This is a genomic window from Kaistella sp. 97-N-M2 (assembly GCF_021513235.1).
Lineage (GTDB): Bacteria > Bacteroidota > Bacteroidia > Flavobacteriales > Weeksellaceae > Kaistella.
In genome coordinates, this window is record NZ_CP090976.1 from 1,951,317 (window position 1) to 1,976,328 (window position 25,012).

17 protein-coding genes and 1 pseudogene are annotated in these 25,012 nt (G+C 41.7%); 9 read left to right on the forward strand and 9 right to left on the reverse strand.

Annotated elements, in window-relative coordinates:
* Window positions 1-138 precede the first annotated feature (138 nt).
* Both L0B70_RS09185 and L0B70_RS09190 read right to left on the reverse strand, forming a co-directional pair.
* Complete coding sequence (locus L0B70_RS09185) at window positions 139-1,731, reverse strand: GMC family oxidoreductase N-terminal domain-containing protein (RefSeq protein WP_235141510.1); 1,593 nt, start codon at window positions 1,729-1,731, stop codon at window positions 139-141.
* Between the two features lie 296 nt (window positions 1,732-2,027).
* Window positions 2,028-3,233 carry an RsmB/NOP family class I SAM-dependent RNA methyltransferase gene (locus tag L0B70_RS09190; RefSeq protein WP_235141511.1) on the reverse strand — a complete coding sequence of 402 codons (1,206 nt, stop codon included), beginning with the start codon at window positions 3,231-3,233 and terminating at the stop codon, window positions 2,028-2,030.
* A gap of 270 nt (window positions 3,234-3,503) precedes the next feature.
* On the opposite strand from L0B70_RS09190, the gene L0B70_RS09195 reads away from it, so the two are divergent.
* Window positions 3,504-3,836, forward strand: a complete 333-nt coding sequence (locus L0B70_RS09195) for a zinc ribbon domain-containing protein YjdM (protein ID WP_235141512.1) — start codon at window positions 3,504-3,506, stop codon at window positions 3,834-3,836.
* 100 nt (window positions 3,837-3,936) lie between these two features.
* Here the strand turns inward: L0B70_RS09195 and L0B70_RS09200 are convergent.
* A pseudogene (locus L0B70_RS09200) lies at window positions 3,937-4,868 on the reverse strand (ABC transporter ATP-binding protein).
* 76 nt (window positions 4,869-4,944) lie between these two features.
* On the opposite strand from L0B70_RS09200, the gene L0B70_RS09205 reads away from it, so the two are divergent.
* On the forward strand, window positions 4,945-5,604 hold the full coding sequence (locus L0B70_RS09205; protein ID WP_235141513.1) for a YceI family protein: 660 nt from the start codon (window positions 4,945-4,947) through the stop codon (window positions 5,602-5,604).
* Between the two features lie 130 nt (window positions 5,605-5,734).
* On the opposite strand, the gene msrA is transcribed toward L0B70_RS09205, so the two are convergent.
* Window positions 5,735-6,394 (reverse strand): peptide-methionine (S)-S-oxide reductase MsrA, encoded by a 660-nt coding sequence (msrA, locus tag L0B70_RS09210; protein WP_407929690.1) that lies wholly within the window; start codon window positions 6,392-6,394, stop codon window positions 5,735-5,737.
* A 298-nt stretch (window positions 6,395-6,692) separates the two neighbouring features.
* Between msrA and alaS the strand changes: the two genes are divergently transcribed.
* Window positions 6,693-9,350 (forward strand): alanine--tRNA ligase, encoded by a 2,658-nt coding sequence (alaS, locus tag L0B70_RS09215; protein WP_235141514.1) that lies wholly within the window; start codon window positions 6,693-6,695, stop codon window positions 9,348-9,350.
* Window positions 9,351-9,430: 80 nt separating this feature from the next.
* Here the strand turns inward: alaS and L0B70_RS09220 are convergent, their stop codons facing one another.
* The 4 genes from L0B70_RS09220 to L0B70_RS09235 all read right to left on the reverse strand — a co-directional run bounded on the left by L0B70_RS09220 (window position 9,431) and on the right by L0B70_RS09235 (window position 12,609).
* On the reverse strand, window positions 9,431-9,676 hold the full coding sequence (locus L0B70_RS09220) for a hypothetical protein (RefSeq protein ID WP_235141515.1): 246 nt from the start codon (window positions 9,674-9,676) through the stop codon (window positions 9,431-9,433).
* Between the two features lie 89 nt (window positions 9,677-9,765).
* A complete protein-coding gene (locus L0B70_RS09225; protein WP_311195379.1) occupies window positions 9,766-10,260 on the reverse strand; it encodes a GNAT family N-acetyltransferase in 495 nt (164 codons plus the stop codon).
* Window positions 10,261-10,269: 9 nt separating this feature from the next.
* A complete protein-coding gene (locus L0B70_RS09230; protein ID WP_235141516.1) occupies window positions 10,270-11,475 on the reverse strand; it encodes a metallophosphoesterase in 1,206 nt (401 codons plus the stop codon).
* Window positions 11,476-11,541: 66 nt separating this feature from the next.
* Entirely contained in the window at window positions 11,542-12,609 is a 1,068-nt protein-coding gene (locus L0B70_RS09235; RefSeq protein WP_235141517.1) for a 3-oxoacyl-ACP synthase III family protein, read from the reverse strand.
* 100 nt (window positions 12,610-12,709) lie between these two features.
* Here L0B70_RS09235 and L0B70_RS09240 point away from each other — a divergent pair, with 100 nt between their 5' ends.
* The 6 genes from L0B70_RS09240 (at window position 12,710) to rny (ending at window position 17,434) form a co-directional block, all read left to right on the forward strand.
* Window positions 12,710-13,279, forward strand: coding sequence for a hypothetical protein (locus L0B70_RS09240; protein WP_235141518.1), 570 nt, complete (start codon window positions 12,710-12,712; stop codon window positions 13,277-13,279).
* Between the two features lie 67 nt (window positions 13,280-13,346).
* A complete protein-coding gene (gene ubiE, locus L0B70_RS09245; RefSeq protein ID WP_235143584.1) occupies window positions 13,347-14,009 on the forward strand; it encodes a bifunctional demethylmenaquinone methyltransferase/2-methoxy-6-polyprenyl-1,4-benzoquinol methylase UbiE in 663 nt (220 codons plus the stop codon).
* Between the two features lies 1 nt (window position 14,010).
* Window positions 14,011-14,796 carry a porin family protein gene (locus L0B70_RS09250; protein WP_235141519.1) on the forward strand — a complete coding sequence of 262 codons (786 nt, stop codon included), beginning with the start codon at window positions 14,011-14,013 and terminating at the stop codon, window positions 14,794-14,796.
* Between the two features lie 151 nt (window positions 14,797-14,947).
* Complete coding sequence (locus tag L0B70_RS09255; RefSeq protein ID WP_235141520.1) at window positions 14,948-15,250, forward strand: hypothetical protein; 303 nt, start codon at window positions 14,948-14,950, stop codon at window positions 15,248-15,250.
* Window positions 15,250-15,537: a cell division protein ZapA gene (locus tag L0B70_RS09260; RefSeq protein ID WP_235141521.1), complete on the forward strand. Its 288-nt coding sequence runs from the start codon at window positions 15,250-15,252 to the stop codon at window positions 15,535-15,537. Before L0B70_RS09255 ends, L0B70_RS09260 begins: the two co-directional genes overlap by 1 nt.
* Before the next feature lie 325 nt (window positions 15,538-15,862).
* A complete protein-coding gene (rny, locus tag L0B70_RS09265) occupies window positions 15,863-17,434 on the forward strand; it encodes a ribonuclease Y (RefSeq protein ID WP_235141522.1) in 1,572 nt (523 codons plus the stop codon).
* Window positions 17,435-17,693: 259 nt separating this feature from the next.
* Here rny and L0B70_RS09270 read toward each other — a convergent pair whose 3' ends face one another.
* A complete protein-coding gene (locus L0B70_RS09270) occupies window positions 17,694-24,902 on the reverse strand; it encodes a T9SS type B sorting domain-containing protein (RefSeq protein WP_235141523.1) in 7,209 nt (2,402 codons plus the stop codon).
* Window positions 24,903-25,012: the final 110 nt, after the last annotated feature.

The window sequence follows — 25,012 nt, forward strand, 5'->3', positions numbered from 1 at the left end:
ATAAGTTTTAAAACAGAACAAATTTAAGTTTGATCCGTAGAAATATAGATTTTTATTAAAAAAATTCCGCTGCTGACTTTCAAAACTGAAAAACACTTCCCTTAAAGAAGTGTTTTTTCTGTTTAAAATTTTTGAGGACTACGCAAAATCGCGGCGAATGATTTCCTCCAGGCAGTATTCCGCGATTGCGGTGATGGTGACAAAAGGATTTACACCAATCGTTCCCGGAATTAAAGAGCCGTCCACCACGTAAAGATTTTTGTGACCGTTTAGTCGGCCAAAGTCATCGGTTGCTTTTCCCAAAACAATTCCGCCCAACGGATGATAGCAAACATCGGCACCGAAACCATTGTGGAATAAAAGGTGCGATCGCGTTCCGCCATTGGCTTTGTTCATGGTGCGCAGAAAATATTTCGCATTATCTTTCATATGCGCCGTGTGAGATTCGTTCCAGTCTAAAGCCAGTTTCTGCGTAGCGGGATCGTAATTAACTTCGCCATATTTCTTCAGCTTGTTCACCATTAAATAAAGGGACGTGGCCACGTTCATTCCCATAGGTAAGGGTGCAATTTCCACAAAGAAGGGACGCTTTTCATCTTCCCAATGGTCGATGCCGCCCACAGGAATCGTGGATTGCCGAAAGCCGGTGCCACCGGAAAAAGCTTTCACCCAGTTTCTGCCCGTCATGAAATTTCCGTTGTTGCCCCATTCTTTTCCAATGTTTTCGTCCATTGGCAAGTGGTTGAGGGATTTTGATTTTAATAAGAGTTCCAGCGAACCCATCGTTCCGGCGGAAAGGATTAATTTTTTCGTGTTGATGATTTTATGCTGAATCTCTTCGCCTTTCGTATTCAGGACGGAAATATCCAGCGCATAACTTTCATCGGGATTTTGGGTGATATGATTTACCTGATGCAGCTCCAAAATATTCAGTTTTCCCGTGGCAGAAGCTTTTTTCAGGTAGGTTTTGTCCAAAGAATTTTTACCGTGATTATTGCCGTAAATCACTTCGCCCGCCAAAGCGGAGCGCGGGACTTCGTTTTTGTATTCCTTTTCCATGTATTCGAAATCGTAGACATTCGGCACGCGAACGGTTTGGAAGCCGGCTTTTTTGGCTTCTTGTTCCCCCACGCGGTTGAATTTATAAAACTCGCAATCCGCTAAAAATTCTTCGGACGCAACATTCGATTTCAATTCCTGATTGGCCAATGGAAAATATTTCGCATAAAATTTATCCGCATCTAAATTCGGGAAGATTTCTTTGAAATATTCTTTTTTCGGCGTAACGGCCATTCCGCCATTCACGAGGGAACCACCGCCAACACCACGTCCGAGCCAAATTTTAATATTCTCAAAATCCAGGCGATCCAAAGCGCCCGTAAATTTTTCCAAATTAAAGAGGTTGAAAAAAGGAGCGATGGTTTTGGTTTTCAGCCAGGCGGCAGAATGTCCGGGATTGATCATCGTCGAGAATTTTTCGCCGGATTTTTCCCAGTTTAAACCCATTTCCAGAAGCGTGACAGGAATATTTTTTTCACATAGCCGCAGAGCAGCCACCGATCCGCCGTAGCCGGAACCGATGATAACAACTTCTTTATCACTGATTTCTGTGGGTTGATTGAGGTTTTCCCGCGGTGAAAGTGGCGATTGTCCGTACAAACTGCCCGCTCCCAAAAAGAACAGGGCAGCAACTCCCAAACCGCCGGTCTGTATAAATTCTCTACGATTCATGGTGCAAGGCTTAACAAGAACCGTACTACAATGCGCTGATTATTGAGTTTTGATATGTAACGCGTTCTAAAACAGATTACAATTTAAAATTGGTGGAAAACCTTCAATGAATTTGGTAAAAAAAAGGAAATTTTATTCTAGCCGCGATCGCAACGGCATCCTTTTTTGAGGAGGAACGACGAGAAAAAGATATAGTGAAGAGCGCGACGGGATTTCGGAAGAAGCGAAATCTTCGGGCTCCTCCAAAAAAACAGCCACTTCGACTGGGAAGTGGCTGATATGCGGAGAAATTTAGGTTAAGCTTTTCGCTCGATCAAAGCCATGTAGAAGCCGTCGAACCCGTCGCTCGGCATTATTTTCTCTTCTTTGATCAAAGTATAACCTTCGTTATTTTTCAGGAAAGTTTCCACCTGCTCGTTATTTTCGCTTGGCAAAATGGAACACGTGGCGTAGATCATTTTTCCGCCTTTTTTCAGGATTTTTGCATAGTCCTGCAGGATTTTTTCCTGTTCTTTTTTAATGCGGTCGATAAAATCCTGATCAATTTTCCACTTGGAATCCGGATTTCTTTTGAGCACACCCAAGCCCGAGCACGGCGAATCGATGAGCAAACGGTCGGCCGTTTCGTGGAGTCTTTTGATGACTTTGTTATCGTCGATCATGCGGGTTTCGATGTTGTGCGCACCGGCTCTTTTCGCGCGGCGTTTCAGTTCTGCCAGTTTCCACTCGTAAATATCGAGGGCGATAATCTGGCCTTTGTTTTTCATTAAGGCCGCGAGGTGAAGCGTTTTTCCGCCAGCTCCGGCACAAACGTCGACCACGCGCATGCCTTCCTGTACGTCGAGCAATTCGCCGATTTTTTGGGAAGAAGCGTCCTGAACTTCGAACAGGCCGTCCTTAAAGGCGGTCGTAATAAAAACGTTTTTTCTCACGTCAAGCTGCACTGCATCAGGATAGTTTTTGATCTGGAAACTTTCCACACCTTCCACTTTTAAGTCCGAAATAAGCTCTTTCGCCGTGGTTTTCAGCGTATTAACGCGAAGAACCGTCGGCGCCTGCTCATTCAACGCGATCATTTCTTTCTCCCAGCCCGGACCGAGTTCTTTTTCCATGGTTTCTGCCAGCCATTCGGGGATGGAATATTCCACGGCTTTCGTGGGAACCGTGTTTTTCTTTAATTTGTTAATGATATCGGCGGTTTTCACGCCGTCGAATTCCTCAAATTTTTTGTAATGCGTTTTCGTCCAGAGGCAGTACGCCAAAATTAATTTGTAGATATTGTGCGGTTTTACGCCTTCGCCCATGTAATATTCGAGGCGTTTTTTCCAGCGAATGATGTCGTAAAAAATTTGTGCCACTACTTTCCGGTCTTCGCTGCCCCATTGTTTGTGGCCTTTCAAAAGCCTTTCGATCACTTTGTCGGCGTATTTTCGGTCTTCGAAAAAAGTTTCCTGCAATGCGTCGTGAATTCCGATAAGTAAGTTTCTGTGTATGAGTTCCATTTAGGATTTTTTAAAGGTTCAATTCAGCCTCGAATCTCCGGGCCATAATTTTTGCAAAAATAAGGTTTTTAAACGTAATAATTTGGGCGCACATTTCCGCCCTCCGTTCCCGCTTTTTTATTTGGCGGCTGCGCGCAGCCCCCGAATAAAAAGAGCTCCACTCAGGTCGGGGCGCACGCCGTGTTTAGAAGCAGGATTGTTTTTATTCCAAACCATTTATCATTCTTCGGAGTTTCTTTAATAATAATATCTTTGCAAAAATTAAAAATTATGAGTGATACGATCGTTTGCCCAAAATGCGAATCAGAATTTACCTACGAACAGGACGGCAAAATGGTATGTTCCCAATGCTTCCACGAATGGACGCCCGGAGAAACTTCCGAAGAAGATAGAATTCTGGATGCGAACGGAAATGAGCTGCAAAACGGCGATACCGTAGTCGTGGTAAAAGATTTGCCTGTGAAAGGTGCGCCGAAACCCGTAAAAGCCGGAACGAAAGTGAAAAACATCAGACTGCGCCCGGATTCCGATCATAACATCGACTGTAAAATTGACGGTTTCGGCTCCATGGCTTTAAAGTCTGAGTTTGTGAAGAAAGCCTAAGTGAAAAACTATAGCATCAATATTTTTTACCTGGCATAAGAAATTTCTGACAGTCGCGTAAAAATTTATGCAATTCGTGCTTAACCGATAAAAAACCCGCTTAAAACCGGATTTTCACTGCACCTGAAATTTGGTCTGGTGTATAGATAATGATCCGGCAATCCTTCAGCGAAACTTTGTTCCAGTAATAACTTCCGGCAAAGCGGCTTTCCAGGACTTCGGCGTCCAGGCCGCTGTCGGCGATTTTTATTTCGTGCGGATACCAAAGACTTTTAGAAAGCTGGAAGTCTTTTTTTCTGCCGCCGAAAATGCATTCACTTCCCCAAAAAGTTCTGCCACGTACTTGTTATACGGCTTCGTGTACGTTTCTTCTGCGCTGTCGTTCTGTATTAACCTTCCATCCTGCAAAACAACAATCTGGTCCAGCCAGGGCATTACTTCCTGAATCTCGTGCGTTGAGATCAGCAGTGAAATATTTTTTTCGCGAACATAATTAAAAAGTCGTTCCCGAAGTTCAATTTTCCGGGAAAAATCGATGTTACTGAAAGGTTCGTCGAGCAAAAGTAATTTTGGCATTACCGAAAGGGCACGGGCGATCGAAACACGCTGCTGCTGGCCACCGCTTAGATATTTGGGTAAAATTCCGGCATAATCTTCCAGACCGACCACTTGTAAAAGTTCCTCAACGCGTGCCTTTTTTTGTACTAAATTAATATTGGAAATAAATTTACCTACATTTTCAGCCACGGTAGAATAGGGCATTAAATCGTAATTCTGCGCTACAAGTTTCATGTCGCTTTCGCCGGGAACCAAATTCTTTTTCGGGCCCAGAATCGGCTTTCCGTCGAAAATAATATCTCCTGCTTCCCAATCGAGCAAACCGTAAATAAGGTTCAAAAGGGTCGATTTTCCGCACCCGCTTTCGCCCGCCAAAGCGATTATTTGACCTTCTTTCACGTTCAGGTTAAAGTTTTGAAACAGTTTCTTTTGTGGAGAATGCGAAAAAAATAAATGACTGATTTCTAAAAGCATGTGGCAAAAGTAATATTTTTGGCTGTAATAGGAATAATTTTACTATTTTAGCGATATAATTTAAATTCAGTTTTTAATGAAAAAAGTAATAACAATGTCCGTTATTTCTGCAATTATTGCAGCAGTTTCTCTAGTTTCTTGCGGTAAAGATAAACCTTTAATCAGCGAAAGTAACGAAAGTTCGATTACAAAAGAGGGCAATGTTTATGAACTCGATACGCTGAACAGCAGGATCGAATGGAAAGGATTCAAAGTGGTAAAATCGGAGAATACGAGTCATTTTGGTACCATTCAGTTCGAAAGCGGAGATGTAACAGTGAAAGACGGAAAACTTGAAAGCGGAAAGTTTGTTGCGGATATGACTACGTTAACCTCTGTAGATTTAAAAGACGATACAGAACAACTCAACAAGCTCAACAGTCATTTAAAAAGTGGCGATTTTTTCGAAACCGAAAAGTTTCCCACCGCTTCTTATGAGATCACCAAGGTTTCAGACAATGCTTCCGGCGATTACAATACATTGCTCGACGGCAATTTAACGATAAAAGGAATTACGAAACCCGTGCAGTTTAACGCCAACGTTTCTGTAAAAGACGGTGAAGTGAGCATTGCCACAGAACCAAAAGATGTGATGCGGGAAGATTTTGGAGTAAAATTCCAAATGCCGCTCGCAAATGGCGTTATCAAAGACGAAGTGAATCTTCAGATTTTGGTAAAAGCCCTGGAAAAGAAATAAATTTTTATTTATTTAAGTGTAATAAGTGATTAAATCCGTTTCGTTTTGCGAGACGGATTTTTTGTTTCAATTTTACTGAGGACTGATCATCATTTAATAAAAAAAGGTTGCCTATCGACAACCTTAAGTTTTATGATTTCGCTTTCGGCAGCGGATTTGCATTTTTCGCTTCTTCAAACACAAAAAGCGGAATATGACAGTAACCACCCGGATTCTTAACCAAATAATCCTGATGATAATCTTCAGCTTTGTAGAAGTTTTTCAAAGGGATCGTTTCTACAACCACAGGTTTATCGTAGTTTTTTGCCAGTTTCGCAACTTCGGTTTTGATGATTGCCTCGGTGGCGGCATCCGTGCTGTAGATTCCGCTGCGGTAATTGTCGCCAATATCATTTCCCTGTCTGTCGATCGTCGTTGGATCGATAGATTTAAAGAAAAGCTTAATCAACAGCGGCAAATCAACCTGATCAGCGTCATATTTTACTTTCACGGTTTCTGTAAAACCAGTTGTATGGCTAATTACCTGCTCGTACGTAGGGTTTTTAACCTTTCCGTTGGCGTAACCAACCTCTGTGCCTACAACGCCGCGCACGAGTTGAAATAAATGTTCAGTTCCCCAAAAACATCCTCCGGCGAAATACACTTCTTTTACATTTTTTCCTTCCATATCAGTTTCATTTTGTTTATTTTCTTTGTTAACCTGCAATTTGGCTTTCGTGCAGGAAAAATTAGTCGCTGCAAAAATACCGACGCCAAAAATAAAGGCGAAGAGTGTTAATATACTTTTCATTTTTTTCTTATTATGTTTATTCATTTTTTTAATTTTTCTTATTTCTTTCTTTGCAAATATCAGGCAGAATGATAAAATTCCGGTAAGGAATTTTCTATCGCCATCATTTTTGGTATGAAGTAGATCGCGATTACCTGGATATACGATAAAATCAGAATGCAGGTTTTTTATATTTAAAATTTATGGATATAGGCTGGTTTGAGAATAGTGTCGGTCCTTATTTCACAATCATTTCAAAATCATTAAATTTGCGAACTTGTAATACGCCAAAAGCACTTCGTAAAAGCAAACAGAAACCATGACATCACAACAAATAAGACAGCAGTTTTTAGATTTCTTTCGGGAAAAAGAACATTTAATCGTTCCGTCCGCACCCATCGTGTTAAAAGATGATCCAACTTTGATGTTTTCCAATTCCGGAATGACGCAGTTTAAAGATTATTTTTTGGGCTATAAACAACCCAGATCGCCGCGAATTGCAGATACTCAAAAATGCTTAAGGGTTTCGGGTAAACATAATGATTTGGATGATGTGGGCCGCGATACCTATCATCACACCATGTTCGAAATGCTGGGCAACTGGTCCTTTGGCGATTATTTTAAAAAAGAAGCCATCGATTTTGCGTGGGAACTGTTGACCGAAGTATATAAGATTCCGAAAGAAAGTCTGTACGTTACAATTTTTGAAGGTGATGCGTCTGAGAATTTAGAGCGTGATAACGAAGCCTATAATTATTGGAAAGCTCATATTTCCGAGGACCGAATTATCAACGGAAATAAAAAAGATAATTTCTGGGAAATGGGCGAGAGCGGACCCTGCGGACCCTGTTCGGAAATTCATATCGATATCCGCACGGCGGAAGAAAAAGCCCGAGTTCCTGGTTTGGATCTTGTGAATAACGATCATCCGCAAGTCGTGGAAGTCTGGAATCTGGTTTTTATGGAATTCAACAGAAAAGCCGACGGAAGTTTAGAAAAACTACCCTCCAGACATGTTGATACCGGAATGGGATTTGAGCGTCTGTGTATGGCGCTGCAGGGAAAAACTTCCAATTACGATACCGATGTTTTTACGCCTCTAATTGCGAAAGTAGAAGAAATTTCGGGCAAAAAATACACGGGAATTTTAGAGGACGAAAAAGATATCGCAATCCGCGTTCTTGTTGATCATATTCGTGCCGTGGCCTTTGCGATCGCCGATGGGCAGTTGCCGTCCAACGGTGGTGCCGGTTATGTGATCCGCCGTATTTTACGTCGTGCGATTTCTTATTCTTACCGTTTTTTAGGCATGAAAGAACCTTTTCTTTTTGAATTGGTGGCCGTTTTAAGAAATGAAATGGGCGACTTTTTCCCGGAACTCGTGAAGCAGCAAAAACTCGTAACGGAAGTCATCAAAGAGGAAGAAACATCATTCCTGAAAACCATCGAACATGGTTTAAAAAGAATCGATCTTATCATCAATGAAACCCTTGCAAAAAACGAAGGAACCCTTCCGGGAGCCGCAGTTTTTGAATTGTACGATACCTACGGTTTTCCCGCCGATTTATCCCGCATTATCGCCGAAGAAAAGAATTTAACCGTCGATGAAAAAGGATTTGACGACGAAATGGAAAAGCAAAAACAGCGCTCCAAAAAATCTTCTGCGCAAAAGGTTTATGACTGGGTTGTTTTGGAAGAAAAAGCCGAAACTTTCGTGGGTTACGATCAAACCGAAACCGAAACCTACATTACACGTTACCGAAAAGTAGAAAATAAAGACGGCGAATTTTATCAGATCGTTCTGTCCAAATCGCCTTTTTATCCGGAAGGTGGCGGACAGGTAGGCGATCAGGGAGTTTTAATCCCAAGTTATGCGGAAGGTTTTGATATTTCAAAACCAAGTGTTTTCGATATTAAAGACTGCAAAGAAATCATCGAAGTTTTAGAAACGCGAAAAGAAAATAATTTGATCGTTTCCTCAATTAAAGATTTACCGAAAGATGCCGGAGCTGTTTTTTATGCGAAAGTAAATGATACGCAACGAAGAAACACACAGGCAAATCACTCCGTGACGCATTTGCTGCACGAAGCTTTGCGCGAAGTTTTAGGAACGCACGTGGAGCAGAAAGGTTCTTTTGTAAGTCCGGAATATCTACGTTTTGATTTTTCGCACTTTTCAAAAATTAATGAAGACGATCTGAAACTCGTGGAAGATAAAGTCAATAAGAAAATTAAAGAAAATATTGCACTGCAGGAATTCCGGGAAATACCGATGAACGAAGCGATCGAGAAGGGCGCTATGGCACTTTTCGGGGAAAAATATGGCGATAAAGTCCGGATGATTCAGTTTGGTTCTTCCAAAGAATTATGTGGTGGAACGCATGTGAAATCCACAGGAGAAATCGGGCACTTTAAAATCCAGAATGAAAGTTCTACCGCCGCGGGAATTCGCCGTATTGAAGCGATTTCCGGGGACCAGTCTGCTGAATATTTTAATAATCTGGAAAGCCAGATGAAGGAAATTTCTGTTTTATTAAAATCGAAAGACCTGGCAAAATCCGTTCAAAAGCTTCTGGACGAAAACACGCAACTGAAAGCGGAAGTCGACTCGCTCAAAAAAGACAAGGCAAAAAGTGAAACCGCAACCTGGAAAAACGATTTCACAGACCGCGGTGGTAAAAAATTACTGGTGAAAAAGGTATCTATGGATGCGGGAAGCGTAAAAGACGTCGTTTTTCAGCTGAAAAAAGAGACGCCAAATTCTGTTATTGTTATCATTTCTGACGCCGATGCAAAACCCTTGATTACAGTTGGAGTTGCTAAAGATCTGGAATCTCAGTATCATGCGGGTAATATCATTAAAGATCTTGCAAAAGAAATCCAGGGCGGTGGCGGCGGCAATCCGGGATTTGCAACTGCCGGTGGAAAAAATTTAGAGGGCATTGAAAGCGCCTATCAAAAAGCGCTGGCGCTTTAAAAAAATAGCATTTCGAACTTTCCACCAAAAGAAGAACCCGGAAGTTTTTCCGGGTTCTTATTGTATATCATTGATAGTAATTATGATTTGTTCCCGCCGCCTCTTGCTACTAAAGCAATGATTACAATTAAAACGAGCGCGCCGATCACCCAAACCAAAGGATTGCTCATCCAGTCGGCACCCATTGCGCTTCCGCCTTTATCAACGTCTACATCAACTTTTAAATCTGGCGCTGCGTCCTGCGCTTTTACCAAGACTACGGCAAGGTTTGCTACTACCGCCAAGGCGAAAAACTGAATTTTTGAAAGTAAATTAGTACGGGTCATAATTTTATTTTTTAATGTTATAAAAACTAATAACCTAAAATCGTACCACAAATAAATTTTCTCAAATTTCAATATCTGTTGGATCGCTTTTAAAATTTAAATTCCATCAGATAATCATCCATCACAAAACCGTTTCCAATATCGAAGACGCCTTCGTCGTACACAGTGAAACCCTGAAATTCATAAAATCTCCGGGCGTTGTTATTTTTATTAACGTTTAAAATAATTCGCGTATCGGAAGTTTCCGCTACTTTCTGTTTTAGAAAATCCAGTCCTTTTTTACCAAGGCTTTTTCCTGTGGCTTCCGGAAGCAGATAAATTCGGTGGAGTTTTGTCGTATTTTCTTCATAATGAAATTCAAAACCTATAAAACCCACGGGTTTTTTCTCCATCAAAATCACGTAATATTGGTAGTTTGAATTTTTCATCTGCGCACCAATAACTTCTGCGGAATACATTTCGAACAGCATGTAATCGATCTGCTTTCGCGAAAGAATATCGACGTACGCCGTATTCCAGGACTTCTCAGCAAGATCGCGAATTAAGGGAATGTCTTTCTCCGAAGCTTTTTCAAATAAAATCATCTCTTTAAATTAACTTAGTTCGATAAGGGTAATTTCCGGCTCGATGCCAACCCTGCCCGGATAACCGATTACGCCGAAACCGCGGTTCACATAGAGCGATTTCCCCTGACTCTCGTAAAGGTCTGCCCACTTTTTGTAGCGGTACTGCACCGGCGACCAGCGGACATTTTTCAAATCGATGCCAAACTGCATGCCGTGTGTATGGCCGGAAAGTGTGAGCTGCACATTTGCGGGGTGATTTTTTACGATCGCATCGAAATGCGTCGGATCATGACTCATCAATATTTTTGCGGCTTCCGGCGGAACTCCTGCAGATGCTTTATCTAAGTCGCCGAACTGCGGAAACGGTTTTTCGCCCCAGTTTTCGACGCCAAGAATATAAAGTTTCTCGCCGTTTTTCTCGATGATGCGATGTTCATTCCGCAGCATTTCAAAACCGGCTTCTTTTTGCAAAGCGATAAGATTAGGAATGTTTTGGGCTTTTTCTGCGGCAGAATTCCACTCCGCATAATCGCCGTAATCGTGGTTTCCAAGAACTGAAAGTTTTCCGTCTGTTGATTTTATGGTGGAAAATAAGGGTACAAACGGTTTGAATTCGCTTGCGAAATTATTAACCATATCGCCGGTAAACAAGACGAGATCTGCATTCTGCGCATTAATTAAATCGATGGCTTTCTGCAGTTTTTCCGGATGAAAAAAACTTCCGCTGTGAACATCGGAGATCTGAACAATTTTATAACCTTTAAAACTTGCAGGTAAGCCGGCGATTTTCATTTTCACTTTTCTTACGCGGTGGCGGTATTTTCCAAAAATAATCCCGTCAATAATCAAAGCTGAAAAAACGCCTGCAATTCCCCAACCGATTAAACTTAGAAACTTCCGGCGGCCGGGATAGGTTGATTCCGTTTGCGTGAAAAAACTGAGCAGGTAATTGAAAAGCCTGCCTATATCCTCCAAAATAAGAAAAAAAACGACAAACAATTTTGGGAGAAGAAAAATTAAAAGAATAGAGGCCACAATCTGCACGCGATGATGATCGCGGTCAGTTCTTTTAAAATTAATCAGTTCGTAAATAAAAACACCGTAACCGATAAGCGTAATTACCCCATACGCAATTCTTACCCAGTTGTTCGAGGTGATGGTTTTCAGCGCCTGATAAACATAGAATTCTAAAATAAAAAGAACGCCGGTAAGTATTAAAAAAGTTTTCTGCATGTTTTTAATGTCAACAAAAAAGCACAAAAATCGATTTGTGCTTTTTATTATTTTTAAATCGGATGATTAAGGGAATTTATAAACGATTGCATTGATGTTCATTCCTGCACCCACAGAGGCAAAAACAACATTGCCCTGATCTTTAAACGTATGACCGTCCAGTTTTCCCTTGATAATAAGATCAAACATGGTAGGGATTGTTGCTACGGACGAATTTCCAAAATTCTGAATCGTCATCGGAGCGATCGCATGATCGTAATCCGTTTTTCCGTAGAGTTTGTGAAGTCGGGAGATCATCGCATAATCCATTTTGGCATTGGCCTGGTGAATTAGAATTTTATCGATGTCGTCCAGCGTTAATCCGGCTTTATCAATGGTTTCTTTAATAGCATCGGGAACATGCTTTAGGGCATATTCGTAGATTTTTCGGCCGTGCATCCTAATATAAAGCGGTCGTCGGTCTTCATCCAGTTTTAAGGAAGGCGAATTTTCCAGAAAATTCAGTTCTACATCATTGTCGCAAATTGTTGAATCCGCGATGATTCCAACGGTTTCGTCGTCTGTTGCACGTACTACAACCGCGCCGGCGCCATCGGCAAAGATCATTTTGTTGCGGTCGAACTTGTCTACCACTCTGCTGAGTGTTTCAGATCCTACCACAAGAATAAGTTTTGCTTTTTTGGATTTGATGAGCGTATCTGCCAGAATCATGGCTTCCACCCAACCGGGGCAACCGAAAATCATGTCGTAATTAACACATCTTCTGTTTTTTACGCCGAGTTTGTTTTTCAAACGTGCAGACATTGAAGGCATGAAGTTAGTCATTCCATCAGTGTTCACTTCGCCGAAATTGCTGGCATAAATAATATAATCTAAATTTTCCTGATCGATTTTAGCATCAGCAATTGCTTCTTTTGCCGCACGAAAACCCAAATCCGAATTAAATTCATCATCTTCCAGATATCTGCGGGTTTCAATTTCGGTGATCTCTACAAATTTCTGAATGATCTCGTCATTGGGCTTATCGATTTTTTCGCCTTCATCCGTATAGAAGACAGAATCTTTAAAATGGTCTCTGCCGATGACTTTGGTGGGAAGGTAACTTCCTGAACCTATAATGATTGTATTGGGCATGTTTTAACTTGAAAATTTACGGCAAAGTTAACAATTTATATTGTACCAGCTTAAAACAAAATTATTATTAAATTTGCACAAGTTTTTTTAGAACAACTTTATGAAAATGAGTGCTTCGACCAAAGGATTAATAATATCGCTTCTTACCGTAGTTATTGCGTTCGGAATTTACTTTCTTTTTCTGGCCAAGAAAAATGAATTTTTGGTTGATAATCCGACGGAAAATACGTACTATTTTAAAATTAACAACGGTGCGGAAAATATTATTGCAGCCAACCAAAATGTAAAAGTTGATCTTGAAAAGGGCAAAAATCAAATCAAGGTTTTCGATGCCCAAAAAAAACTCTTGTACGATTCTGCCTTTGTTGTAAAAAAAGTACGCGGTCTGCTGAATATTGCACACCAGGATTATTATATTAATGAGCAGTTTTACGGCTATGGCCTGAACAAAGATTCGCTAATTGCCGTAAGAAAAGCCACCGTGATTGATGGCAAAAATTACCTCAATGCGCCGGAACATTTCAACAAGTTGTATACCGACGATTTTTATTTTAATGTTAATGAAGAATACGATAAAGTGGTGAAAAATGTTCAGAAAACCGAATCCCGCCGCAAAATCTTCCGCAAGCAGGATTTTTTGAAATACTACGACGCATATTATCAATTTTAAAAAAAGCACTTTGAAGCCAGTTACGCCTTATAATACAGAAGCCGGAAAGAAAAAAGAAGTCGAAGACATGTTCGACAATATTGCACCGAAATATGATTTGCTGAACCACGTCCTTTCCATGAAAATTGATGTGCTTTGGCGAAATACTTTGGTGAAATGGATGAATAAGGACGCACCAAAAATCGTTTTGGATGTTGCCACCGGCACGGGCGATCTTGCCATTGCCGTACAAAAAGGAACCGCGGCGAAAGTAGTGGGGCTGGATCTCTCGCAGCAAATGTTAAATGTGGGAATCGATAAAATTCAAAAACTTAATTTAGACGGTGAAATTTCCATGGAAAAAGGCGACGCCGAAAATCTACCCTACGAAAGCAATAAATTCGACGCAGTTTCCGTTGCATTTGGAGTTCGTAATTTCGAAAATCTGGAGAAAGGTTTGGCCGAATTAAAAAGAGTAGTAAAAGAAAATAAAAGTGTTTACATTCTGGAGTTTTCTAAAGTTGAAGGGTTTTTAGGGCCTTTTTATATGTTTTATTTTAAAAATGTTTTGCCCCGAATTGGTAAGTTAATTTCCAAGGACAGCAGAGCATATACGTATCTTCCGGATTCCGTAAATGCGTTTCCTTTTGGGGAGAAAATGAAGCAGATCCTTTTAAACACCGGTTTCAAAACCGTAGAATACAAAAAACAAAGTTTAGGCATCGCAACCATTTATAAGGCAACCAAATAGTATGGGGAAAAAAGTTTTGAAAATTAATTTAATTACGGCAATTTTTGCGGCGTCGTTCTTTAATGCGCAACTCTTTCGAACCAAAGACCGAATGGATAATTTGGAAGGGTTCGACAATCAAAAATTCAGCTACGGCTTTTATCTAGCCGCCAATAATTTCGATTATAAATTGGTTTTAGATCCTAAGTTTGGAATGGACGGACAGAAAAGTTTGGTGCAGACCAAAGGTGCGTACAGTTTCGGCGCCGGATTAATCGGTAAATTTCGTTTGAACGAAAATTTCGATCTTCGATTCGAACCGGGTTTACAGTTTGTGGAAAGAGAGGTTTTTTTCGATACGCAATCGAATGATCAGTTTGCAGGCGGAACCCCCGCAAATGCGCCCTTTACACCCATTACGCTGACGGATGCCGATAAATTAAGAACAGTAAAATCAACCTATATCGATCTTCCTTTGCTTATTGAAATTCACGGTGACCGCTGGTATAACTCGCGTCCGTACGCGGCAGCCGGTGTAAACTGGATGATGAATTTACAGTCCAACAACAAAGCCGCAGACGATAATTCCCAAGGACTTTTCCGAACTACCACCAGCAATTTTGCGTGGTCTGCAGAACTTGGCATACAGTTTTATTTCAGCAGATTCAAATTAACACCGGGCTTTCGCGGTACTTTCATGATGAACGACGAAATGGTGTCTGATAATCCGAGCACGCCACCGTACTGGTCCGCCGCAATTTCGAGTGCAAAAAGCCGCGCTTTTATGTTTGTTCTTAAATTTGAATAACTATTTTGTAAATATATTTAAAAAGAGAAGGTAAATATTGCCTTCTCTTTTTGTTATTTCGATAAATTCGCAAATTAGTCCCTAATAATCCGTTGATTGACATTTAAATTTTATATTTTTGCTAAATAGTTAGAATTAATTAAGCCTGAAAATGCTCCAAGATTTAGATAATAATTTTTCGGTTTTAGAGAAAAAGATTTTGAATATCACCAAAAATTATCAAAATCTCACAGAGCAATATTTAGAATTATCCCGCGAACACGAAGAACTGAAAAAGAAATACGAAGAGGGAAGAAAAAGCAATCAGGCGTTAGCAGAAGAACAAAAAAATATAAAACTTTATTCCGCATTATCAGGAAATCCAGACCATAACCGGTTGATGAAAAACCACATCAACAGGTTGATAAAAGAAGTGGACCACTGTATTGCAGAACTTCAAAACAGCGGTTTGTAATGGAAGTAAGAAGAATTACCATCAACATTGCCGGAAGAAACTACCCGCTGAATGTACCCGCCGCCGAAGAAGAAACCCTTCGGAAAGTCGGTAAAAGTATTGAAGCCATGATTAAAGATTTTGAACAGAATTTTGACGTTAGAGATAAACAGGATGCTTTAGCAATGTGCGCCTTAAAATTAGGTACCAACGCCGAAGTTTCGCAACTCAGTAACGAAAAAAATATAAATGCTTCCAACGAGCGGTTAACAAAAATTAACCAATTGCTGGAAGCGCTGGAAAAGTAGATTTTTCTTTTCCGGGAAACAACTGCCTACAATAGTTCTAACACATTACAGGTAAACTCAACGCTATACAATTGCCGAACGAAAGTTCACTTAATGGCGCGCCGACTTGCTCGGATTACAAAAAGTGAAAATCAGTTCAAATCGTGTTGATAAGGAGTTTACTCTATATCTTGAACTGTTGTGGGCTTTTTTTTGTCGAATATTCAACAGTTTTTTAAGGAATTTTCCTTTAAAAAACATTAAATAAAAAGTTTGTAGGTTTTGCTTAGAATAACCTTCCTTTAACAATAAATACAAAAATTATGAACATTAAAACTGAAAATATATGACAACAACAGCGATTATCGTCGGTATTGTTTGCCTGGTTTTAGGAGCGGTTATTGGAATCTTGTTTTCCAAAAGCGGCCTTAACGCCAAAGCAAAATTCATCGTGGAAGACGCGAAAAAAAATGCCGAAAATCTTCTAGAGAAAGCGACTGTACAAGCCGAATCCATCAAAAAGGACAAACACCTTCAGGCGAAAGAAAAATTTATGGAACTGAAATCTCAGCACGACTCAGATATTCAGGCCAGAGAAAAGAAAATGCAGGATTCGGAAAAACGAATAAAAGACAAAGAGCAAAAGCTTAATGATGATCTTAGCAAAGCCGGAAAATTAGAAAAAGAGTTGGATCGCCAAATTACAGATTACGGTAAAAAGCACGAAATTTTAGAAAGAAAACAACAGGAATTAGATGCAGTTACTGCACAGAAAGTTGAAATTCTGGAGAAAATATCCGGCTATTCCGCCGAAGATGCCAAAACCGAATTGGTAGAAGCCCTGAAAGCAGAAGCAAAAACGCGCGCTCAGGCGCACGTTCAGAGCATTATGGAAGAGGCGCACTTGAACGCTAAGCAGGAGGCGAAGAAAATCGTCATTCAAACCATTCAGCGAATCGGTACAGAGCAGGCCATCGAAAATTCGGTGTCGGTTTTCAATATTGAATCTGATGAGGTAAAAGGCCGAATTATCGGTCGTGAAGGTAGAAATATCCGTGCTTTAGAAGCTGCAACCGGTGTTGAAATTATTGTTGATGATACGCCGGAAGCTATTTTGCTTTCGTGTTTCGATCCGGTAAGAAGAGAAATCGCAAGACTTTCACTTCACCGTTTGGTAACCGACGGCCGTATTCACCCGGCAAGAATCGAAGAGGTTGTTGATAAAACGAAAAAACAGATCGAGGAAGAAATCATCGAAGTCGGCAAAAGAACCGTTATCGATTTAGGCGTTCACGGACTTCACCCGGAATTGGTGAAAATCGTGGGCCGAATGAAATTCCGTTCCTCTTATGGTCAGAATTTATTGCAGCACTCCCGGGAGGTTGCCAACATCGCCGCAACGATGGCCGCGGAATTAGGGTTGAATGTGAAACTGGCGAAAAGAGCCGGTTTACTGCACGATATCGGTAAAGTTCCGGAGCAGGAATCCGAACTTCCCCATGCGCTTTTAGGAATGCAGTGGGCCGAAAAATACGGCGAAAGCCCCGAAGTGATCAATGCGATTGGCGCTCACCACGATGAAGTGGAAATGACCGGTTTGCTTTCTCCGATTATTCAGGTTGCCGATGCGATTTCCGGAGCCAGACCCGGCGCAAGAAGACAGGTTTTAGAATCTTATATCCAGCGTTTAAAAGATCTGGAAGCTGCCGCCTTAAGTTTCGACGGCGTGTCCAGTGCCTACGCCATTCAGGCAGGTAGAGAACTGCGTGTGATGGTGGAAAGCGGAAAAGTAAGCGACAATCAATCGGCGCAACTTTCCTATGATATCTCCGAAAAAATTCAGAACGAATTAACGTATCCGGGGCAGGTTCGTGTGACCGTGATCCGCGAAACCCGTTCGGTGAATATTGCAAGATAAATGAAGTCTGCGTCAACGCAGTCTTAAATAATACGAAAAATCCCTTCAATGAAGGGATTTTTTTGTGGGTTATTGCGCCGTCCTATTTGGAAAAATTGATGCTTATTTAAAACTTACTGCTATCATTTCTACTTTATTTTGATGATTTTAATAGTTTCTTTACAAATAATTTAGCTTCTGCGCAGAGGCAACGTATTTTCGGGAATTCTGAAAGCGCACCTATCCGTTCTATTTGAATTCCCGGTTAACCTCTTTAGCCTTAATTTCTATTCTTAATCGTTACGTATCCGGATAAAATTCTGCCGTCCGAAACCACAATATAATACCAGTAATTTCCGGTCGGCAATTTTCTGCTGAGGTATTCGCCGTTCCAGGAGAAAGGTCCCTGCACCGTTTGGTCTAAAACCAAGGTTCCAAAGCGGTCCATCACTTTTATTTTAGTACCGGGATACTCTTCGATGCCTTCAATTTTCCAGTAGTCATTCACGCCATCGCTGTTTGGAGAGAATACATTAACAATTTTGAAAAGGGTAAAGTCTTTTTCCGTCACTGCACAGGGTTGAGATACACTTCTTACAAAAGCCGTATGATGGCCATTTGGGACTTCATAGAAAATATTTGAAGACTGCCACTGAAAGCCATCAATGGAATATTCCAGCGTGCAGCTTCCGGTCGCAATAATCTGAACCGTACTGTTTTCTATTTTAATTTCAGTGATAACAGGAGAATCCACTTTTTTCACCACGATTGATTTGGTCGTGCTGCATCCATCCATGTTTGATACCACAATTTGATACGTTCCATCTTGATTAACATTAATACTTTGCTGCGTACTGAATGCACTTCCGTTATAAGTCCAGGTGTAGGAACTAGTACCTGGCTGAGGTCCTGCGTCAAGCTTCACAAAATTTTCCGGGCAATATTCTGCGTTTGAAGGCAAATTTACTACTGGAGCAGCATTAATTTTAAAAGTGAGCTGAGCTCTTGCCGAACAGCCCGACGGCGAATTCACCAGCACGAAAATTATGTTTTGTCCGGTTTGCAAAGTATGGTTCGCAGCATCTGTAATCAGCTGGTTGCTCTGTGTGTAATAAAGGTACGTGTAGCTGGCGGAATTGGGAACGATAACACTTTGATACTGTGTTAAATCAACCTTTTTCGTTCCGTTTTCTTCGGAACATAGTGCGGGTACAACAAAATCTAAAGCGGGTATATTGGTGGTGACTAAAGTAACGGTAACTGGCAATCTTTGCACACTTTCGCAGCCCTGAGCTGTTTGGGTTGCATAGTAAGTGACACCGCTTTGTAGAAGCGTATTAGCGGGAAGTGAGGTTGTAGCAGAACTGCTGCTGTACCACTTAATCGCCGTCCCCACAGCCGCCAGACTGGAAACCGTAGCATTTTGACTGATACAGAAAGTTTGGGCGGAATTTCCGGTTGGTGGCGGCGTGGCAATAATACCAACTGCCACGGGTACTCTTTCGCTTTCGCAGGCGTTGATTGTTTGCGATACGTAATAAGTGGTTCCACTAACCAAGGGAGTCGTCTGGGGAATCGCACTGCCACCCACCATGGTCTGATACCATAAAATATTTGTTCCCGTCGACAAAATATTTGCAAGAGTTGCATTTTGCTGCACACAGAAATCCTGCGTGGCATTAACTATGGGTTTTGGAGTCGGATTGGTAAAAATATTTACTACCGCCGACGACGCTACCGATTGGCAACCCAACGCATTTTTAATCTTGATGGAATATGTCTTCGGTAATAAGTCCGGGAATACATTGGAGTTTTGCCAGGTTACGCCATCATCTATGCTGTACTGCGAAGCAGTTTCATTAATCGTAATTCGCGCAAACGGATGAGAACAATCAATTTGTTGAATGGTCGCGGTAGGTATAGCTGGAGTATCTGGCGGAACATTAATGGTGACCACCACCGCTCCAGACTCACATCCCGCGCTGTTTTTAACTTTCAGTTTATAAATTCCGGGCGACATCTGTCCCGAATTGGCGCTGGAAGAATAGGTTACCCCATTGTCGAAACTATACTGATATTCGGTGGATGTAATCGTAATACTTCCGTATGGATTAATGCACGACGCGGGCTGGGTGACCGTAAACGATGGGAGCGAAGGTGCATTTGCAGGCGGATCTATGGTCGCTACAGTAGCAGGAGAGAGGCAGCCCGTCACAGATAATTTAATTCGGATATGATAAGTTCCGGGAGCCAGATTTATGGAAGCAGAATTTACCCACGTCACTCCGTCATCAAAACTATAATAACCTGCCGCCGAAATTACCGCCACATTTCCGTTGGAAGCTGCACAACCAGAAGGTTGTGTGACTACAATCTGTGGTGCATTTGGCGTTGTCGGCTGCACATCAACTGTTGCAATACCGGCGACGGAAATACATCCGGCACTGTCTTTAATCATTAAATTATACGTGCCGGGGCCTAGGTTAGATTTAGTATTGGCAAGACCATAAGTAATGCCATTATCGAAACTGTACTCCGCTGCGGACGTTGTTATTTTAATGGAGCCCAATGCATTACTGCAGCTGGGTTGAGTAATACTGAAAGTCGGAGCGGGTAAGGGCGCCGGTAAAGTTACAGTGGCTGCAGTCACGTCTGATATGCAGCCCGCAGCATTTTTTATTTTTATTTTATAAGTCCCCGGCGTTAGTCCGCTTTTCGTATCCGCATAAATGAAAGTTAAACCGTCATCGAAGCTGTAGGTGGCCGCAGGTGTTGTTACCGTAATAGATCCCGTAGAAACACTGCAGGTTGGTTGAGCTACTGATACTGCGGGAGCGGCAATATTAATGCCCGAATTTAAAGTCACGGCGACCGAGGCAGATTCGCAACTTGCACTGTTGCTCTTAATTCTCACAATATAGGTTCCGGCACCAATATTTGTTTTTACAGGATTGGTGGTCCAGGTCGCACCGTTATTAAAGGTATAACTTGCCGCCGGAGTATTAATGGTGATGCTTCCGTCGGTAGAATCGCAGGTTGTTGGCTGTTTGATGGTTACCGCAGGTGTTGTGGGAACAGTAGGTGCAGTGTAGATGTAAACATACGCAGTTTGGGACACACAGCCAAAAGAATTTTTAACGAGAACATTGTAATTTCCGGAATTTAAGTTGTTTTTTACAGGATTAGAAGTCCAGGTCGCTCCATTATCGAAACTGTATAAATCTGCGATGGTATTAATAAAAATACTTCCCTTCGGATTAGCGCAGGTAGGTTGAATGGTAGTTACACTGGGCTGGTTGAGGTAGAATTTATTAATGTATGCATACGCTGCCTGAGAAGAACATCCGGCGGAATTTTTAATCAAAATATTATACGATCCCGGTGTCGGATTCAGCAATACAGGATTTGTTCCCCAAGTTGCCCCATTGTCAAAAGAATATTGTGCCGCCTGCGAAACAACGGTGATGCTTCCATTATTGCCACATGTGGGTTGAACGATTTTCATTAAAGGGCGTGGCAGATAAAAAGTAGTAATGTAAATATTCATATCATACGGGTTCGACGTGCAACCCAACACATTTTTAATGGCAATATTATAGGAGCCGGATGTTAAGTTGGTTTTCTCATTAACGGTACTCCAGGTCTGGCCCCCATCAAAACTATAAGCAGACGCTGGCGTCATTATTTTGATACTTCCTTTTGTCCCGCAGGTTGGCTGCACGATTGAAACATCTGGGTTAGGAAGGTAAAATTTAGCTAAATTTAAAGACGATCCATAGGAATTCGATTTGCAACCCAAGGCATTTTTAACCATAACATTATAATAACCCTCAGGAAGATTGGTAAAGGTCGGGGAAGCACTCCAGGTCTGCCCATTATTGATGCTGTACTGGGACGCCGCAGTCGTTACAGTGATGCTGCCACCCACACCGCAAGTAGGCTGCGTGGCAGTATACGTGGGAGAGGGAAGATAAAAATCCACGATGGAAACCGACGTGTACGAGGAGATACAGCTTCCGTTTTTTGTCATAACATAATAGTAGCCCGACGCCGCATTGGTTAAAACCGGCGAAGAGCTCCAGGTGTTTCCATAATCAAAACTGTACGAAGTTGCGGGGCTTTTTACGGTAATCGTTCCTTTCGTTCCACATGTTGGCTGTACCACAGTTACCGTTGGACTGGCGAGGTCCGTGGTATTCATGTAAACCGGGATACTGCTGGATTTGCAGTTCGCGGTATTTTTCACAATAAGATAATAAGATCCTGCCGCCAAATTATTAAAAACCGGATTCACAGACCACGTAGAGCCACCATCAATGCTGTAAAAATCGGCGGCAGAAGTAAACGTGATGTTGCCAATATTGCCACAACTTGGGCTTACGGCCGTGTTAGTGGGTTGATCCAACGCAATCTGATTAAAATACACGGTAGTTACTTCAGAAACGCAGTTCTGACTGTTTTTAATCATCACCGAGTAGGACGATGAATTTAAATTGCTGAAAACATTGGTAGTAACCCATGTAGCTCCATTATTTATACTGTAAAAGCTTGCGGGAGTATTGATGGTGATGGTTCCTTTTGTAGTGCAGTCTGGCTGTATTAAACTAACGGAAGGCGCAGCAAGTTTTATTTCAGAAAGATAGGCGTAGCGTGCGCTGGATTTGCAGCCCAAACTGTTTTTGATCATCACCTGATAAGTGCCGGCAGGTAAACTTTTGCTGTTATATGTTACCCAGGTGGCGCCATTATCGAAGCTGTAAAAATCTGCAAGGGTGTTAATGGTGACGCTTCCATTGTTGCCACACGTAGGCTGCACAATAGAGACAAAAGGCATATCCAGCGTCGGCGGATAAAGATAAACCGTGGCAGACTGCGATTGGCAACCGGCAGCATTTTTCAATTTAACTCTGTAGGTGCCGGCGGGCAGATCTTTCATATTACTCGTCGTCCACGTTGCTCCGTTATCAAAACTGTAAAAATCGGCTTCAGTTTTTATATACACCGTACCATCAAGTCCACAGGTAGGCTGAATCAGTTCATACTCTGGGTAAGAATTCTGAAAGGTTTGCATGTAAATCGTCTGAAAATAAGAGGTACAGCCTAAACTGCTTTTAATGCCTACAGAAAAATTTCCGGAGAGAATATTTGATTCAACATTCGTTGTTACCCACGTTTGTCCCCCATCAAAAGTGTAAAAATCCGCGGGCGTATTGATGGTGATGCTTCCCGTTACATTACAGGCAGGATTTTTAACGGTGATGTCCGGATTTCCTAAAGTATTGCTCGAAATCAAAACTACTGCCGGATTCGAAATACAGCCTGCAATATCTTTTGTTCGGATGCTGTAAGTACCGGGTTGTAAAAGGTTGAGGGTAGAATTCGTTACCCACGTTGATCCGTTATCATAACTATAAAAAGCCGCGTTCGTGCTGATGGTGATGGATCCCGTATCTCCACAAAATTTGGGTTGCTCCGCCGAATAATTGGGATAAGAGGTGAGCGCCGGGATAATATCGACTGTTTGTGCGTAGGAAGTACACCCTTTTGCCGTTTTGATGAGCACTTCATAAGTCCCCGGATATAAGCCGGTTTTTATGGGATTGGTTCCCCACGTTACGCCATTATTAAAACTGTATTCCGACGCCGGCGAAATTACTTTAATGCTGCCTGAAGAAACAAAACACGAAGGCTGCGTAACTTCTACCGTTGGTGTAACTGCAGTCTGACTGGGTTCAATCGAAACGTTTGCCGTGCTGACACACCCGTAGCTGTCCGTTACGGTTACGCTGTACACACCGACGTCTGTTACTGTGATGCTTGAAGTGGTTTCTCCCGTGCTCCAGAGGTAGGTTGCGCCGCTGGATGCCGTCAGGACGGTGCTTCCGGAACACACATTCAGGATCCCGGAAATATTGGCGGTCGGATTTTTAACTTCTAAATTAACGGGAATAATCTTATAACAGTTCTGATCCCGCGAAACCCGGATGTAAATGTTGGTGGAGGCAGAATTATAGCTTGAAAAATTCGAGATCGCATTGGTATTATTAAAAGCGTTGTTGTAATCTTTAAAATAAGTAAAAGTAAGTCCCGCCGTCGAACTCACCACTTGCGCATCGAAATCGGTGAGGTTAAAATCTTCAAAACCATCATGATTCGCATCACATTTCGAAATTTTCGCCGTATTAACTTTTAAGTTACACCCGGACGAACAGTTCAGAAAGCTGATATCCCAGCCGTCGTTGGCATCCGGATCATTGGCCGAAGCAAAGATGGTTGTTGTGCTGCTGCTTCCGCAACCGCCCGGAGCACCGGAAACGTCGAAATCTGCCGTTACGCCTACATTATAATTGCCTGTTGTAATATCGGGAAAGTTTTGCGCCAGGAGCGAGAAGCAAAATTTCTTATTCACCGTATCTAATGAAGACGTGGTAGATGTCGTATAAACAACTGTTCCATTGGAATCGTACACTTTTAACGTAAGATTTTTCAGCGTTGCACTTATGCCGCCGGAATTGGGTAACGTATAGTTACCGCAAACACTGAGGGGAAGAGTGGGGCATACGGCATAAAGCGGATCTAAAGTTACGGAGCCGACAAAATTTTCGTTAGAATGCAGAAAACAAAGGTCATCAATATAAGCGTACCCAAAATGACCGCCCAAACCACAGCGCGAAGCCAAAAATTCTACGGTAAACTCCTCATTGTTGGGGATGGAAGAAATATCCAAAATACCCGATTGCCAGTTGGCCGTGTACAAAGTAACATATCCATAGCTGCCTTCCGGAACTTTTGTGAAAATACAGTTTTTTTCGTCGCCAACCAGACAGAACTCACTGACAACCTGATTGTTCTTATTGAGGATCCGCGCTTTAAAATAAGCTTGATTGTCCGTGTGACTGGTATCGTAAACAGATTGTAAAACCGCTTTATAATTGAATTTTAAAAAGTTTTCGTTGTTTGTTTTAAATCTTTTTCCCTGCGCAATAGCGCCATACGTACCCGAATTTTCGAAATTAAGTTTTAGGGCATACTGGTCAAACGCTTTGATGTCGCCCATAAAACGGTCAATAAGATTCGAAGGAACGGAGCTCGCCATCAAATTCGTATCCGACGGATTGTATTGCGGGATAAAACTATCTGCAGTATTCGAAATCGATTTACATTGGGTGGGACCGGGCGGATCGCCAATATTGTAGAGAAAATCTTTAATAAACTTGGCACCGCCCACCGTTTGGGTCTGTTCGAAACCACCGTTGGTGCAAAGTTCGACGGGGATTTGCGTGGCTTTCATCATCCCGAGCCTTTCATTTTCGGTTTTGCGCTTTCTTTCTGCTAAAAATTTTAATTTTTCAGTATTGTTTTTGATGATTTTTCCCGAAGCGTTTTCGAAAATGCCGTTTCGAAGATAATTTGTTGTATCCGACGGTTTCGTCTGGGAGAATGTAATTTGAAATAAAGACAGAAAAACGAACAGGTAAAATTTCTTCATCAACTAAAAATTAAAATTTGAAATGTTAAGCATATCTTAAAAGTTTCTTAAAAAAAACTTAACAAATATAAATAAAAAAGCGGTACAGGAAATTTTTTCGTTTTGAGTAA